Source organism: Alteromonas sp. BMJM2, from assembly GCF_027257845.1.
GTDB lineage: Bacteria > Pseudomonadota > Gammaproteobacteria > Enterobacterales > Alteromonadaceae > Alteromonas.
The window spans coordinates 248724-264977 of the sequence record NZ_JAPVOT010000002.1; the positions used below are offsets into that span (position 1 = coordinate 248724).

At 39.1% G+C, this 16254-nt stretch carries 15 protein-coding genes; 2 read left to right on the forward strand and 13 right to left on the reverse strand.

Annotated elements, in window-relative coordinates; genetic code table 11:
- Positions 1 to 15 precede the first annotated feature (15 nt).
- From O9X84_RS03855 to O9X84_RS03900, 10 genes are all read right to left on the reverse strand, one after another.
- Positions 16 to 1815, reverse strand: coding sequence for a right-handed parallel beta-helix repeat-containing protein (locus tag O9X84_RS03855; protein WP_269518247.1), 1800 nt, complete (start codon positions 1813 to 1815; stop codon positions 16 to 18).
- A gap of 50 nt (positions 1816 to 1865) precedes the next feature.
- Complete coding sequence (locus O9X84_RS03860) at positions 1866 to 3212, reverse strand: oligosaccharide flippase family protein (RefSeq protein WP_269518248.1); 1347 nt, start codon at positions 3210 to 3212, stop codon at positions 1866 to 1868.
- 26 nt (positions 3213 to 3238) lie between these two features.
- Positions 3239 to 4000: a hypothetical protein gene (locus O9X84_RS03865; RefSeq protein ID WP_269518250.1), complete on the reverse strand. Its 762-nt coding sequence runs from the start codon at positions 3998 to 4000 to the stop codon at positions 3239 to 3241.
- Positions 4001 to 4050: 50 nt separating this feature from the next.
- The gene (locus tag O9X84_RS03870; RefSeq protein WP_269518252.1) at positions 4051 to 5343 is read right to left on the reverse strand and encodes a glycosyltransferase family 4 protein; all 1293 of its coding nucleotides are present in this window, start codon (positions 5341 to 5343) and stop codon (positions 4051 to 4053) included.
- Entirely contained in the window at positions 5343 to 6719 is a 1377-nt protein-coding gene (locus O9X84_RS03875) for a hypothetical protein (protein ID WP_269518254.1), read from the reverse strand. The genes O9X84_RS03870 and O9X84_RS03875 overlap by 1 nt, the downstream gene beginning before the upstream one ends.
- 4 nt (positions 6720 to 6723) lie before the next feature.
- Positions 6724 to 7494: a WecB/TagA/CpsF family glycosyltransferase gene (locus O9X84_RS03880; RefSeq protein ID WP_269518255.1), complete on the reverse strand. Its 771-nt coding sequence runs from the start codon at positions 7492 to 7494 to the stop codon at positions 6724 to 6726.
- Positions 7491 to 8609: a nucleotidyltransferase family protein gene (locus O9X84_RS03885; protein WP_269518256.1), complete on the reverse strand. Its 1119-nt coding sequence runs from the start codon at positions 8607 to 8609 to the stop codon at positions 7491 to 7493. The genes O9X84_RS03880 and O9X84_RS03885 overlap by 4 nt, the downstream gene beginning before the upstream one ends.
- A gap of 18 nt (positions 8610 to 8627) precedes the next feature.
- Positions 8628 to 9332, reverse strand: a complete 705-nt coding sequence (locus O9X84_RS03890) for a tyrosine-protein phosphatase (protein WP_269518258.1) — start codon at positions 9330 to 9332, stop codon at positions 8628 to 8630.
- A gap of 102 nt (positions 9333 to 9434) precedes the next feature.
- Complete coding sequence (locus tag O9X84_RS03895; RefSeq protein ID WP_269518260.1) at positions 9435 to 9587, reverse strand: putative RiPP precursor; 153 nt, start codon at positions 9585 to 9587, stop codon at positions 9435 to 9437.
- A 22-nt stretch (positions 9588 to 9609) separates the two neighbouring features.
- The gene (locus O9X84_RS03900) at positions 9610 to 10284 is read right to left on the reverse strand and encodes a hypothetical protein (RefSeq protein ID WP_269518261.1); all 675 of its coding nucleotides are present in this window, start codon (positions 10282 to 10284) and stop codon (positions 9610 to 9612) included.
- A gap of 384 nt (positions 10285 to 10668) precedes the next feature.
- On the opposite strand from O9X84_RS03900, the gene O9X84_RS03905 reads away from it, so the two are divergent.
- Positions 10669 to 12528 (forward strand): asparagine synthase-related protein, encoded by a 1860-nt coding sequence (locus tag O9X84_RS03905; protein ID WP_269518263.1) that lies wholly within the window; start codon positions 10669 to 10671, stop codon positions 12526 to 12528.
- A 56-nt stretch (positions 12529 to 12584) separates the two neighbouring features.
- Here the strand turns inward: O9X84_RS03905 and O9X84_RS03910 are convergent, their stop codons facing one another.
- From O9X84_RS03910 to O9X84_RS03920, 3 genes are read right to left on the reverse strand one after another with little or no spacing between them, the layout of a single operon-like run.
- On the reverse strand, positions 12585 to 13049 hold the full coding sequence (locus O9X84_RS03910) for a lasso peptide biosynthesis B2 protein (protein ID WP_269518264.1): 465 nt from the start codon (positions 13047 to 13049) through the stop codon (positions 12585 to 12587).
- On the reverse strand, positions 13049 to 13327 hold the full coding sequence (locus O9X84_RS03915) for a PqqD family protein (RefSeq protein WP_269518265.1): 279 nt from the start codon (positions 13325 to 13327) through the stop codon (positions 13049 to 13051). Before O9X84_RS03915 ends, O9X84_RS03910 begins: the two co-directional genes overlap by 1 nt.
- A gap of 53 nt (positions 13328 to 13380) precedes the next feature.
- Positions 13381 to 15036 carry an ABC transporter ATP-binding protein gene (locus O9X84_RS03920; RefSeq protein WP_269518266.1) on the reverse strand — a complete coding sequence of 552 codons (1656 nt, stop codon included), beginning with the start codon at positions 15034 to 15036 and terminating at the stop codon, positions 13381 to 13383.
- Between the two features lie 188 nt (positions 15037 to 15224).
- On the opposite strand from O9X84_RS03920, the gene O9X84_RS03925 reads away from it, so the two are divergent.
- Positions 15225 to 16241 (forward strand): ABC transporter substrate-binding protein, encoded by a 1017-nt coding sequence (locus tag O9X84_RS03925; protein WP_269518267.1) that lies wholly within the window; start codon positions 15225 to 15227, stop codon positions 16239 to 16241.
- Positions 16242 to 16254 lie beyond the last annotated feature (13 nt).

Consider the following 16254-nt stretch of genomic DNA (forward strand, 5'->3'; position numbering starts at 1 on the left):
TTAAAATTTGGATCATTATTCTTGACTGTTAAGTTCGAAGCCATCAGAAATATATTTTGAAATAGATTCGGCGGTATACTTTTCATTCCATAAAAATCTGCTTCTATTTTTGATTATTGAGTCCATTATATCTTTGTCTTCAATCGAGTTATTAAATTGCTCGAAATAAGACTGTAGGTCACGATTAGGGGCTCTAAAGCCCATAGCCTCGACAAATTCTAAACCTTGGTCTGTATACTCAGAAAAATAATCGCGATGCGTGGTTAATCTCTTAATTGAAAGAAATAAACTTTCTAACCAATTGTCGTTTTTGCGCCATAGAAAAGTTTTGTTATTGATGAACTCTAAACCTTCCAAGCTACCAGAGGTAATAATAGCCTTAGATTGTGAGTGTTTAGAATCATGTATTATATTATCTTCGAAGCTAATATTTCTCCAGTTATCATTATTGAGGATAAAGCCAACTTCGTCGACTCCATACACAATGTTGTTTTTTATGACAGCATCTTCAATTGACTTAGTCATCTTCAATGCATACGAGCCTTTATGTTGTTCTTGATGTGCAATAATGTTGTTGGAAACTTTCAAACCGCGAATATCTTTCGCAGCTATAGGCCAACTAATATTTCTGTTTGTCGGTTTTCCGCTTCCCAAAGACAAAAACACATTACCTTCGACCGCAGCGTTTACGAATCTAAACTTTTCAGACGTATTACCGCCAATGCCAACACCTATCTCACCCTCGTAGAATATATTTCTTTTGATAGATATATTTTGACTCAAACCTTGTTTGTCGCTTCTCATTTTTATACCCATACTTGAAGCTCTAAAAATAAGGTTGTCATGGATTGCTATATTGCTCGAACCATTTATATACATGTTGTGGTTAAATATTGTTGCTTGTGCCCTATCATGCTCTCGACCATGCGAACTACTTTGTACTAGCCAACCATTGTGATCAAAAAAATTCTGGTTTATCAACAGGTTATCTGCACCACTTACAAATAATCCTTGGGCGTGCGAATCCATACTATAAGCACGTGATATAATGTTGCGACGTATTGAAATATTTTTTAATACAGCATCATCACCATATCTCTGAAAAATTACTTGTCCATAGTCAACTCTATTATCTTCTAAAGAGATATTCATATGACTACCTACGAACCTCACCCCGCTAAAATGACTATTAGAGGCGCTAGGTTTGGTTACCTTCGTGTGTAAGCCGATAATATATATGTTACTGGAAGACTTTATAGCAGATATTTTATTATTAAAGATAGGGCGTTCCAAACTGTGCCCATATGAAGAGATGAGTATAGGATTGGCTTTCGACTCTCCATGGATGTTAGTTAAATCTACTAAGAAGTCGAAAATATCTCCTCTCTTGAAAAGTACCCAACCCCTTTTTTTCCTTAACAGCAATTTCCTTGCTTGCTCGAATGTCGCAAACGGATCTAACGGGCTAAGGCCCGTATTTTCATCATTTCCGTCTGTGCTTATATAGTAGATGAGCGTACTCGGTGGTTTGTCGAAAGTCGTCCACCCGTTTTCTGTACTTCTATCACTAGAATGCTCACTGATATCAGATGGGCCGTAGCATCCTAAGTCAAAAGCATAATCTATATAACCGTCACCATCGTTATCTAATCCGTCGTTACATTCAGTCTTATCAACTATTATTTTTTTGGACGACTCACCCGCCTGTGCGATTGTGACAATCAAGAGCAATACTAATAAGGATGGCAATTGAAAAAGAACTCTTATAAAAAGCATGCTTTTAAACCCCTGCAAATTATCTATCTTAATAGTCAAATGAAACAGCTTTTACTCTTTTCTTTCACCCATTTCTTAAGATCGGGCTCTTACGTAACACAAGTGATAGTATAATTAGCGATAATTCCGAGAATATAGCCTACTGAAAAGATAGGGTAAGCACGTATTTCAGATAGTATATTCAAGATTCCTAATTTTCGTTTAAATTGCCAATGTATAGGCAGGACGAGTATAGAATAAAACGCCACTCCCCAGATAGCATAATTAATTCCACCGAGTTTAAACAATAATGGTATCGAGATCAGCTTAACAGCGCTTTCTAACGCAAGGATGGCGCTAACATATTTAGATTTTCCCAGTGCCAAATAGACTGCGTTAGACATAGAGGAAGGAGTAAACAATAGTGAAAGGGCTAAAATCTGCAGAAAATACCCTGAAAGTACGTATCTCTCATCATAAAGCAACGAAATAAGGGAATTACCAAATGAAAATAAAAAGCCCGAAGAAATAAACGCTATTAAATCTGCCTTTAACCTTATACGGTAATATATGTGCCCAAGTGAATCTATATCTTCCCTTGCAGTTTTACTTAGTAACGGAAAAAAGACAAGACTCTGAAGTTTCAGGAAAGCCATCATTATTGCTGAAGAAATAAAAACCGCTATAGAGTACGCGCCCATCGTTGTTAGGTCTACGAGGGAGCCAATTATTATTTTGTCACCTTCTTTTAATACTGCGGTTAGGAGACTTGTTAGTATTATCCACTTTCCGAAACTGAAAACTTCCCTAAAGCTTTCTTTTTCAAATCCTATTCTATTACACGAGTTTTTAAATGCTAAATGCGATGCAATTGTGTAGCTTGTTGCGCCCAATATGCCGCCGAAGAGTAATGCATTGATTGAAGGATCGTAATGCGCCCAAACGATCATTGAGAGCATTCCAAAAAACTGTCCAAATAATTCAATAATAGTTAGGCGAAACAATTGTAATTTTCGCTTCGAAACAGCTATACCAATTGACGCAAAGCCTGTTATGAGTGGTGTTAAAGCTAGAAAAAGAAGTGTGTTTACTAAGATTGGTTCACGAAGAGCCGTTCCTTCTGCAAAGAATTTTATATTCTGTAAGTAACTTAGGATAAAAGAAAAAGTTATAACTAGGCAACTTATTATCGCACCACGAATTAGTTGTAGCGTCCAAGCGGTTTTAAGGAAGTTAGTTTCTTCACCTCTAGTGGACTTTACTACGCTCGGAGATATGCCAATATCAGAGAGCATCGTAAGTATAAATATAAAGGTCTGGCAGATTGCCATAACACCAAACGCTTCTGGAACGAGAAGCCTTGTCATAATTAAATTACTGAACAATCGTAAGAGTTGGGATACACCGTATCCAATTAATACCGTGATGCTTGTCGTTTTTAAATGGTTTTTTTTCACGCGATACGCCAGCTTTGTGCTTCTAATTATAGCCAGACAAAAGGCGTGAGTTTTCTAGAAACAGACCTAACTATATACTTTAAGCGATACTCTAATGATTTATAGTTTTTATTTGAGCCGCCACATATACCGCGAAAAATTGGTTCGACTTTTAGTCTAGGACAAGTACCTTTTTCTAGTAAGCGCTCATTTATTATTTTTTGAAAAAGGCTCTTTTCAACAACTGAAGAAAAATTTTGGCCTGAATTCATTAAAAAATCTTTGTAGAAGTTTGAGTTATATGCGAAAGCTCGCATGTCAGCCCACTTGTTACCCCCAAGTTTTTCACCAATATACGGTACGCTTCTGAGATCTATATATAGTTGAGAATCAGAAGGCCTAGAATTTATGAGGGAGTTAATGTTTTCGATTATAAGTCTGCCAGTGATTTTCCATATATTGTTATTTTCGCCATAGTTTTCTTCTACATATTTGTTTGCTTCGTCTAATATTTCAAATTCACATCTTCCTTTCCCTAGGCTTGGCGAGCACGTACCTTGAAATGAGTGTAATTGTAAGTCTATTTTTTTAGCAGATGCATTTTTCTTCAGTGGTGCGAATACAGATAGGTCAGCGTTGGTATTTTCGCAGAATAAAATAACATCAATGTTTTCGTTTAAGTTGTGAATGTAAAAATCAAGCGCGTTATAATAGTCGCTAATTCTTAGTTCTGGAGAACTTCTTAAGTTATTTTTCATTTCACGACTAGTGTTGATTGCAGCAGTTAGTAGTAGTATATTTTTTTTCATTTTGAGGCACTCTGATAAAAAATTTATGAGGCAAAAGTTCTAGTTAACTATTAAAAGAAGGTTGGCTTCTTAGTCTTAGAGCGAAGTATCCAATCATAAATTTCAGTTACTTGTTCCGCTTTTCTTTCCCAGAGGTACTTTGCATCAATCTGAGCTTTTCCATTCACAGACTTTTCTAGTATCTCTGATGGTGAACTAGCTATGTTTATAAGCATCTGTCTGTATGAATCAATTAACTCACCTTTTGTGCCTATTGGGACTTTGTAGCCGGTATCTGCTTTTACAAGCTCTCCTGGTCCAGCATAGTCTATAACTACCGGAACCAGGCCTAATGCCATCGCCTCAAGAACAACACCACCACCAAACTCTCGTATACTAGGAAATGTTAATAAATTTGATCTTTGGGCAGTATTTGCAACTTCCTGATGCTCTAACCAACCATGGAAAGTGACTCCGGCACTTATTTCTAATTCCCGTGATATTGCCTCAAGTTCATTGCGAATTGGACCGTCGCCAATTATATCCAAAGTTATTAACCCTTCTTTGATTAGTGGTGAAGCGGCGATAAGAAGTACGTCAGGGCATTTATAAGGTACTAATCTTCCAATAAAACAACATTTTATCGGGCTATTGATTTCTAACTGCGCGTTTCTATTAAATCTTTTTGAGTCAACACCATTTTCTGGTATGTAAATTACTTTATTTTGGTACTTGGTTGGTATTTCGCTTTTTGTATGCAAAGAGCCCACTATAATGCACGACGAATTTTTAATAGTGGAATTTCTACTGGGTAAGAGTTTATATACTGAACGTACGTAAGATAACCATTCTCTCTCTCTCCTTCTTTCACCATCGAAACCTTTTGGCCAAGGGACTCCTCCATTCAAAGGTCCCATGACGAATGGCACCTTATATTTTCTACATTTTTTAGATATTTTACTCTGCGCTGTTGGGGAGAGTGGAGTGACTCTATGCACGATATCGTAGTGGCCTGCTTTAATAAGTTCTCCAAACTGCTTCCATACAAGTTTTTCAAAATACGGATATGAAATTAAAGAAGTCAGTGCAGTCGCGAGTGTCCACGCTACTCCCTTTCCCTTAGTTAACAACTTTAGAATTTTATAAACTTTAGCTGCAACTTTTTCGCTATCTATTGCGGTAAAGTCTTTCCCTTCGACTAGGCCTGCCCTGATGAAGGCTGCCTTGTTTCTTATTTGAGTAACGATATGTACATTATGTTTCTGTCTAATAGCATTGGAAATTGACCACCCAACTAAAGGTACGCTTACCCACTCTGGATTTGCAGCTTCAGCTATGATTAAAACATTGTGCTTTGCTGTCATTAGGCACCCTCTCCTAGTTTGCTCGTTTTACAATCTTGTTGATAACGATTTCGATTATATTCAAAACTTTGCTTTCTAATTAATTCTGCCGTTAACCCGGCAATAAGCCAAAGCCAAGAATGGCCTAAAGATGAATTGATTAACTGATCGAACATTACAACAACTGAAAGAATAATTAGTGAAATAAATAACTTAAGATTTAAAGTCAGACTATTACTAAAGGAAGTAAATCCATTTAATGCTGGTGCAACGAATAAACTAAAAATTGCTGCAAAATAGAAGAAACCATATTTTGAGTAAGCAATAATCCAATAACCGTCAGTAACGGAGTCGTGAAGGCGGTTTCTGTTCCATCCCCCCCAGCCTATAAACCATTTTTCTTGAGTGTGTGCTAGTAACTGGATTTCGTTCATAAAACGTAATTTTAATGAGCCATATTTATCTTCGCTGAACGAAGATGCAATTTCCAAAATCGATTCATAGGGAATGAACCCCACTATTGAAAGTAAGGGATACGCAAGGAAAACAAAAAATAGTGCCCAAAAAACTTTTGTACTGATATATCGAGCTATAAAGAAAATGGCAAAGAATACGAGTAACCAGATAAAAGCACTCACAGTTTTACAAAGTAAAAGCACTACAGTTATAAATGCAAAAACAGAATAATCTAAAGTAGGACGAGAACTTCTCATGTATCGTGCCTTGATAAAAGCCAGAGATGCACAACACATAAAAAACATGGCAACTAATAGCCCGTGCCCCATGAACACTACGGGTCTAAACCCACCCATCCTCACTTGTTGGGCGAAAGAGTGGGGGAAAAACCCGTAAATCCATGTATGTAGTTGAGGGCTTAACCTTATTTCAACAAGCGCAAAAATACTGTAAATAAGGCCCGCAGATACAAGTAAGTTTATTAGCTTGGTTACATCTTTAGATGAACTTACTACACTTATACCGATTATATAGGGTAGCAAAAACAAGTATTGTGCGATTACCGATGCTATAGAGTCATACGGTGTTAAACCAGGGTTGAATTTTTCGCCGTCAAATACGGGTTCGGTGTTAAAAAACATGTTGATGAATGGAATAGCTGTCAGAAAAAGGATTAAAAACTTTTGTAGATTAGTTCGTCCGAAATAATGAATCTGCAGGCGCTTTATAAACAAGCAACCGATCAATGCACTCACTCCTGCAATTTGGTCTTTTCCCATTGCAGGTAATAAAGGAGGGTCAATAACAGTAGCAGCGGGCAAAAACATATAGCCGCCTACAATAGTAATAAAGGAGGCTGTTAGCGCATCAAACCTTCTATAAAAAAGCAAGGCTAATAACGGCCACGCTAACAGCGCTATGTAGGCAAAACTATTGGGCATACTACTAAATTGCTCGGTATATATTCGTTAGCCAAAGAAAGTTTTGGTAATAACGCTTGGTTAAAATTTGAGGCTTTTGCAGCAAGCGATAACACCATTCCATGTGGGCTTTTTGAATCCACATAGGTGCCCGCTTTTCGTCGCCGGTTAAAAATAAGATAGAGGCGCCTACGCATAGTGCCACACCACGAACATTACTTTGCTTCATGCGCTCTGAAAGTATTTCCTGTCGTGGAGAGCCTACCGCTAAAAAGTACACATCTGCGTTTATTTGCTTGCAGAAGTCTACGGTTTTTTGCACTTCGCTCTCATTGTTTATAAAGCCCATAGGTGGGTTGTAATGGTTCAAATTAAGATGCGGGTACTTTATTACAAGCTTATCAAAAACACTACGCTCGCCACCAATAATTGCCACTTTTTTGGTGGTAATCATACTAGATTTAAACAATTCATCGGTAAGCGTACTGCCGGGTACTACCTCAATCTTTCGCTTCAACTTCATCCACAGCATTTTTTGCAATATACGGCTGTCGCACAGTTTTAACGACGCGTTCTCATATATATGCAGCAATTCAGAAGTGCTAGTTTGTTGAGCAAGTCTTGCCAAGTGGTCGATATTTGGAGTAATTACGGTTTCCAATGTATCGCTTTTCGACAAGTCATCTATTTTGCTTACTGTGTCCTGCAAACTAATATCGTGTAAGTCCACAATACCTGTTTTCACAATATTGAGCTTAGCTAAAGCCTTTTTCTTTCCATTTAAAATGAACTTCATTTTGCGGCCCTCATTTTTGTGTTTTTATTTAGCATTTGGCTTAAGTTCATTCGTATAAACAAAAGCTGTAATGCTAGAGGTTTAAAGAATTCCCCAGTGAACACATGCATACAGAACACTTGGTGAAGTCTGAATTGAAAATCCTTTTGTTTAAAACCATTCTCAAGCTTATTTCTTTTCTTTAGTAGCCAATAGCTAATGCGCAGCTGCAGCGCGTTTGGCTTTATTTTTTTAAGCAGGGTAGTGTCAGCTATTTCTGGCAACACGGTGAATAGGTTTGAAAGAAGGTGATAGGTAGGTACCTTTACTGCACTGCTTTTAACAAGGTGGGTAAAGGTGTGTTTATTAAATAGTGGTGACGTAAGTAACCGGTAAGCATCACACAGCGCATAGGTTTTAAAACTCATGTCAGAAAACCCATGTATAGCAAGGTGTATTAGCTGATACTCTGGGCTTAGGGTTCTTATTAGCGAGTTATTATAAAATGGGTGTTCGCTACTTGTACTCCACAAATGCTGGTAATCAACATCAAATAAATACGGGTGACACAGCGATTTATGTAAGTCTATGGGGTATCCAACCGGGCCTTTAGGCTTATATGATTCTTCATATAAATCGCCAAATACGTCGGCCTGTTCTTTTTCCGTGTAGGTAAACGTGTTTGAAAATACACTTTGGGCGCGTTTCCAATCGTTTGGGTTAGCCAAAATATCTAAGTCGTTGCAGCCCCTTGGAGCGTCTACCGTATATAGGTTTGCGTTAAGCGCTGAGCTTTTTAATAAAATGAGCGGAAAGTTATGTTTTGCACTCAGTGCTGCAACTTCTTCAATTTGCGCTCGGTGAGCGAGCTGCATTGCTAGGTCGCTACTGCGCTTAAGCTGTAAAAAGCGTGCTGGGCTCTCTGACAGCTCGCTAAACCAGCTATCTGGCAGGTTTGCAATAATGACCGGAATTAACTTGTGAACTTGTTCAGAGGCGATTTGTATGTAGTTTAAAGCCGATAATATGTTTTGCTTTGTATCTGCAGCAACACCTAAACAGGCTACTCTTATAAGGGTAGATTCCATGTTTAACACATTCATGTTTGACTGAAAAAGTTCAGTGCTGGTGTCCATACCATTTGTCTCTAAGGGTTAGTGTCCGTAAATTAAAGAATGCGTAGACTGCAAAACGTTTTTAGTAATGTTTTCTGGCAATGTGCTGAGTACTTCACCTAAATCAGGCTTTCTACCTTTTAAATTGTGGCAGTCGGAGGCCACATATTTCGCTGTTCCATCATTTAACAGTGAATGCGCCATTTTTTGTACATCGTCTCCAAATTTACCCGTTAGTGAGCTGGCGGTAATTTGAAAAGGGCATCCTAAATCAATAAATGGTTGAAGCTTTTTAGGGTTATCAACAAACGTTCTATTTCGCTCTGGGTGCACAATAATAGGAGTGCAGTTATTCGCTAATAGCCACTTTACTAAATTGTCGCTTCCAAAAGGCACGTCTTGCCGAGGAAACTCTAGCAAAAATACGTTTTTCCCTGATGCTGTAGTAAGCCAGGGAATATCGTTATTAGATATTAGCTGCATGACTTCAGGGCCTATCCTTACTTCTGCGGCAAGCTTAAGCTCGATAGGCAGCCCTTCTTTTTTTACCACAGTTTCGAATTTGGCAAAATGCTTGAGTAGGTCTGCTTTGGTGTTGTTGAAACGCCCAGGTTGGATATGAGGAGTCAATATTTGTGTAGTTACGCCTTGCGACACAGCAACAGCAAGCATTTCAAGACTTTCGTCGAGGGTTTGTGCACCATCGTCTACTCCCGGCAAAATATGGCTGTGTATATCAATCATCCATCTACACCCAAACATCTACTTCTGTCGAATAAAAAGCCTTCATATAGAAGGCTTTATTCGGAGTCGTTATTCAGTAAAAATTACTAACGGCTACCAGCACTATCCTTCGAACGGATTACGCTTTGTATGTCCGCCTTGTTCATCAGGAATGCTTCCTGAAAACCCTTTTGTAAGTTCTGCTAGCGTTCCAGGGTTTTCGATAACCGGCTTTTTATACGCTTTTTTACTGTGTTGATTTGTCTGATTATTCATTGTTACCAATCCCTAAATAAAATTATGCTTTGTTCAGTACTTTCGAAGAACGACGTACTGCAATGAGTAACCCGCATATCATGATTGCTAGTGTGCTAGGCGCTGGTACGGTAACTTGGTCTACGTCTGCGAAGAACACAACTTCTTGTCCCGACTGCACTGGGGCAGAAAAATCTACAGTTAGTGTATAGAACAGATCGCCAAAAGCAGGGTCGACTTGGTCTGAATAAAAACCGACTGCGCCAGCAAATTGAGTAACAAACGCTAACCCATTTCCTGAGCCCGGAGTATATTCAGGTCCGCCATCGTTTTCTGAAAGAACATCGAAAACAAAGCCAGAAGAAAGCCCATTTAAGATAAGGCTTGTAATACCAACGCTGTTAAAGTTATTAAGCACCCAGTCGCCATAAAAAATGCCGTTATCAATAGCGCCAAGTGTATAGCCTGCTTGAGACAATTCCCATTCGCCGTCGACAAAGGCTCTTCCTGATCTGCCCTCTGCAGCAACAGGTGTTAAACCACCATTGTCTGCTACCAATTGCCAAAGGGCCGAGCTAGACGTGTTGTCTTCATAGTTGATAGTTACTTCTAGCCCAACCATATCGGCACCAGTTGCGGGGCTAGTAACAATTAAAGACGCGTGCACAGCGTTAGTTAAAGCTAACAAAGATAAAGTCAAAATAAGTTTGCGAATCATATTACGGATCCCTGTAAAAAGTGGTGAAATTTAACGCAAGTGTGCATTAGTACTAAAGACTAAGCAAAATACGATCCATGTAAAATAAACTTAACTATTACAGTGGCTTATGTTTTTTTAGATAAGGCGGTGATAAGGCTTAATTTGTCACTGTAAAAAAACCTAACAAAAACTGCAGGTCAAAAGTGAACAAATTAATGTAGAAAAAGTGTTAACTGAGCACGCAAGATAACATGAGAAAAGTTCGTTGCAAATTACGTTTTTAGCAATCAGAGTATAAGCACTTATTGAAAAGGTTATACTATCACTGTGTCGCAATCTAATGCTTATGTAATATTATTTGGCCGCAATTCAAAGGCTTCTGAAGCATACGTGGCCTTAAAGATGTCCGAAAACTCAGCTTTCAACGGCCATCACGTTACCGCCATTTCACCTCCTCAGTTTTCTCAAACGGTGAGGTTTTTGGCCTTTAATCGGCTTGGTAATGATAATAATACTAAATTTAGTGATGGAGTATATTTTGATGGTTGTGAAAAAAATGTTGCACTGTCAAAGGGCAGTTGTGCACTAAATTGGCAAATTGAGGAAAATAGCCCGTTTTTCATTGCCTCTTATTTGCGACATTGTGCAAATTTGGCTGTAAAGAATCTCGACAATGGCAAATTAAACCTCATTGGCAGTGATGTTGCCTCAAACCTAAGTGAGCTAGGCAGTAATTACAGGGCCGCTGCGCCAGCTGATAATGGCGAAAACATATTGTTAGCAACATCGCCTTTTAATCCGCAAACATTATTTTATGCAGAGATAACACAGTTTCCAAAAACCTACATTATAAGTTCTTCTATAGAAGCAATTTTAAGTGTTGTTGAGCCCAAATTAAGTAAAGTTGCATTAAGCTTTTGGTTAGCTGGTAGGCCCGACCCTAACTTGTCGCTTTACAGTAATGTACACCAGGTACCGCAAGGTGGGTTTACTGTACTCTCTACCACTAATGCGGTAAAGCAGGGGGTGTACTGGGATATAGACGCGCAAACCAGCAGCTGTAATGCGCCACTGTCTTCTAATGCTAACCAAAAAAAGCTGTATAACCTTTTGCAACACAGTGTTGATGCATTGCTTCCTAAAAACAAAGATGAAAACGCTGTATTTTGTCAATTAAGTGGGGGAATGGATTCTACCTCTGTACTGGCTATTACCCATCAAGTAAGGCAGCAACGGGATGTAAAGATTAACAGTATTTCCCATTTATATAAAAATACAGAAAGCGCCGATGAGCAAAGTAATATAAAAGCAATGCTTAACGCTTATCCAGCAACGAATAGCCACTTTTTAGAATTAGACAATTTTGTAGATCATTCCTTTTCAAGCCTATACCCATCTCATCCGCAGAGCCCAGGTATTGTGCTGTCTCCAAAATATCATGCCGAAGCAAACCTAATGAAAGCCACTAATGCCACCACCATGTTTACTGGCAACGGAGGCGATGAAATGTTTTGGGGGCACAGCTTAGCGTATTTCGACCGGCTTACTGGTGGAGATTGGAAGGTCATTAATGAAGTGATAAGCAGTGCAAAAAAACTAAATTTACCTATAGTAAAAGCGCTTAGAAGTGTATTTTTAGGCCCACTGAAGCAGTATGTTAAATCGACATTGAGCGGTTCGCATTTTGAAGATAGATTGGCTGCTTTTGTCCTACCCAGTTGGCTTACAGATAAGGCAAAAGAACTTATTGCTAATGCTGAGCAGCGCCCTAATCCTTTTGCTGGCGATAAACACAATTTAGCACGCTATGCGCGTTATGAAGGTTTGTTTCAAACGTCTACATTTAATCCGATGCGGTCGTATCAAGCGGTGTTCGATAACTACGGCCTTGATGTAAAACACCCGCTATTTAATTCGCACATTGCTCAATTTAGTTTTGAAGTGCCGCAACATCAGCATATTAGCGGAGAATTTCCCAAGTTATTACTTCGCCAAACCATGAACAATTATTTACCTGAACAAGTATGCTGGAATCAAAAGAAAACCGTGTTCGACCGCCACTTTGCAAACTTATTGGTGAATAACAAAAAAGAAGTGCGTAAATTACTTGAGCATGAGGGTCTTGCAGATCTGGGCCTAGTTGATAACAGCAAAGTATTAAAAGCGTTCGATACTGTTATGGCGAGTAAAGCGCCTAGCCTGCAGGTAGATTTGCTTTACGCAATTTTAGTTCAGTCGTGGTATCAGACTCACATAGCTTAAAATAGCGCTCTCTCGGTATTCTCTTTAAATCGTAAAATTTAACTTAGAATTTCACATCATAAATTTAAAATGTGTTGAGATACCGATTGAGTATCGGTTATCTCTTTATATTGCACAATATTGTCTGCGGTGTCGTTAATAAGCTCGTCGTAAAGCGTAAGCCAAGCGTGCGCATCTAGCTTACCTTCTGTATTTATTTTTACGCCAATGCAAATAGAGGGAAATATGATGTGCTGCTGCAGCATGTTTTTGAGTGCTAAACATCTGTGCATGCAATTGAAATTAATAGGAATGTGTCTTCTTACGCAGTTTATGTGCCTGTGCAGCTCGAGTGCTAACGCTACGTCGGCTTGTTTTTTTTCACTACTAACAGTGTGCCGGCTACTGGTTGGCGAGGAAGATTTAGCGCTGAGATGGTGTTTCCAGCGATTAAACGATACATGCCCAACTACAATGCGCCATTTTGTTAACGTGTATAAAGCTTTCATTAGCAGAAGAGGGCTGTAGTTCTTAATATTCATTAATCAACTGAATACACAAGCTGTTTGTCTAACAGCGTAGCTAGCAACGCATGCAAGTCGGCTTCAACTTCAGACTCTTTTGCGTCGTATTGTGAGCAAATAGCGTTAACAATTTCGTCAGTTGAACTCCCTAACCTTACTAGTTCAACCATGTCTGCAGCCACTTCATTAAGCGTATAGTACTGGCCGTTATTTACATCCAAAATAACCATCTCTTCTGATACTTTTTGCACTAATGCACTTTCTGCTAGTTTCACCGCATTTGGCTTATTTGGCATATATTGTCGCTCCTCCCATCTTTTGTCTTACTGCTCTGCGTAAGCTACTTTCTTTAATTGATTGTCTTTAATTGATTGTCTTTAATTTGATAAACGGCATCTGCAGCTTCTGTTAACGAGTGATCGTGGGTAACAACAATAACGGTATGCTCGAAAAGTTGTGTTTGTAGAAGATCAAAAAATTCCGCTCTTCCTTGACTGTCAGCATACGAGGTTGGCTCATCAAAAATAATAACTTTAGACTCCAGTAACAAAGCGCGTGCTAAAGACACTTTCTGACGCTGACCTGCAGATAGTAAAACCCCATTGTCTCCTACTTGTGTTTCATAAGCATTTTCAAGGGCGGTTATGAAGCGGTCGGCACCCGCACGTTTTGCTGCGTCTATAGCTTCCTCTTTACTTGTCTGTGGTCTTCCATACGCAATATTTTCGTATACTGATCCGTGGCATAAAGCCACATCTTGAGAAACCAACGCTATGTGGCTTCTTAATGAAGCTAAGTTGCAATCTTGAATATCTTGCCCGTCAATAAATATGTTGCCGCTTTGCGGTTGTATAAAACGCATCAATAGATGAAGAAGTGTGGTTTTGCCTGCGCCGTTATCACCAATTATAACGCTCACACTTTTACCCTTAAACTCAGCGTTCACATTGTGTAATAAAGGTATTGATTGCTCGTGCTTAAAGCTTAGCGATGAAAGTTTGATATCACCATGTTTAAAGTTGAGTATTTTTCCTAAATCGTTGGTGGCCTCTGGTGCAATAGCGAATACATCGATAATACGAGTAGATGCTCCATCTGCCTGCTGATATTGACCGTAAGAGGCGGCAAGATTACTCATCGGTTTTGCAAATAGTAGCCCGTACATTAATAAGGTAATTAAATCAGGAATACTCAAATCGCCCGAGCGATAGTGAGCGATACTTGCCAAAATAATAAAAACAATGCCCATAGAAATTATCATTTGAATAACGGGTGATAACAATGCCTGTAAATGGAATTGGTTTTTACGTAGCGAAAGCATTTGTTTTGTACTGTGTTTAAATTTATCGCTTTCAATTTTTTCACGGCCAAAGCTCTTTAGTAACTGTATGGTGCTAAAGTTTTCCGCGGCCTGGGCTACTAGATGAGCTTGTTGCTTAGTTGCCATTTCTGAAATAGGACGCACCCTGCGACTTAACAGCTTCAGCATAATGAAAAATATGGGAACCGTAACCGCAATAAGCGACGCAAGGTAAATATTAATGCTGGCCATTAACACTAGGGCGCCTAATGCTATAAGCACGCTAGGCACCAAGCTGCTTAATATTCCCGATAAAAAGTATGCGACTACGTTTACGTCGTTGCTTATTAGAGAAAGTATTTCACCTTTTTTTCTTCTGGAAAAGTAGCTAAGAGGAAGCATTTGTACGTGGTCATACAGCCTGCAGCTAAGTAGCGATAGAATATTTGCGCCTATCATGTTTACGCGAAAGCTACATTGATAGCGAACTAAGGCTTGTAGCAAAATTAAGCCAATCCAGATAGCAACAATAGATGTTTGGCTAATTCCAAATATTGTGGGCTTGTCGAGAACAACACTGGAAAACTGACCGATAAAATACGGAATAGCCAAGCTTACACCGCTTTCTAGCAGCATTAGAAAAAAGACAAAAGCATATTTTTGTCTATAGGCTAGAACATATTCGCTAAAGTGCTTAATAAACATAGTTTTTGCTACATGTGAAGCGGTAGAAGATTGCGACGAGGATGTAATCTATATGATTACTAAAAAGAATATCACCAAAAACTTGGAGTTTATACGAGAATTTTATCGAATATCTATGCAAATCTATGTAATAACCTTATGCTATTGGCAGCTAAGAATTAATCTACATATTTTGCAGGTTTTCAGTTATGCCGATGGCACTACGCAACGTTTTATTTTTCTGTGTACTTATCGTATCTTCATCGGTTTCAGGGAAAGACAGTATAGATGTCGCAATAATAGAGACGCTTCCCGTAAACATTGTTACCGAATCACGCATTGCGTTTGAAGCTGAGTTACAGCGCTTGATGCCTGATAAAGATATCCACTTTCGCGTTTACAACGCTGAAGGTTCGGTAGAGCAAGCCGATGCGCTGTTATCTGACATGTTAGCCGAATCTACCCCTGACCTTGTGGTGTCACTTGCAACCCTTGCTACCCGCGCAGTATTGAACAATGACGAGCTATTGCCTGTCCCCAAACTATTCATGGTGGTGTCTGAACCGGTAACCGAAGGCATTGTTTCTACGTTTGGCGCGACTAGCGAACGCAATATTACCGGTGAATCCCATGTGGTAAATACCAAGGTGAAACTCGACATATTAGACGGCGTGTTAGAGGCATCTCAGTCTGGTAAACCATTCAAAATCGCTTTACTTCATTCAACTTATCCATCCTCATTTAATGCCGCAAATGCGCTCTTAGCGCGACAAGCCGCTTACAAGAACATTGAGTTCATTCCTATTAAAACGCCTTATATTGCTAAAGAAGCTGGTTTAGAGGTAATGAAGGAAGACATTATTAGCCTTTTGAATTCACAAGAAACCACCCTCGACGGTTATTGGCTTTCTGCAGGACCATTAATTGAAACGCCTAATTTAATAGCAGATATAAAAAAGCAGACTGGATTGCTGCCTTTATTTGCCGAAAGTGTGTCGGCAGTGCAGGAGGGGGCGCTCATTGGCATTGTATCTCAGCCTAAAGATATTGGCGTATCTGCCGCTAATAAAGCTGAGCGAATTTTAGCGCTAGGTTCTTCACGCACTATACCAATAGAGCAAATTGAACATTTTACCGTGGCAGTCAATGTAACCACTGCTATTAAATTGCAACTTCCCATACCCTCAAATTACCTGAAACTCTCTGAACAGCACGTTTATCAATAAGGTATGGATAAGA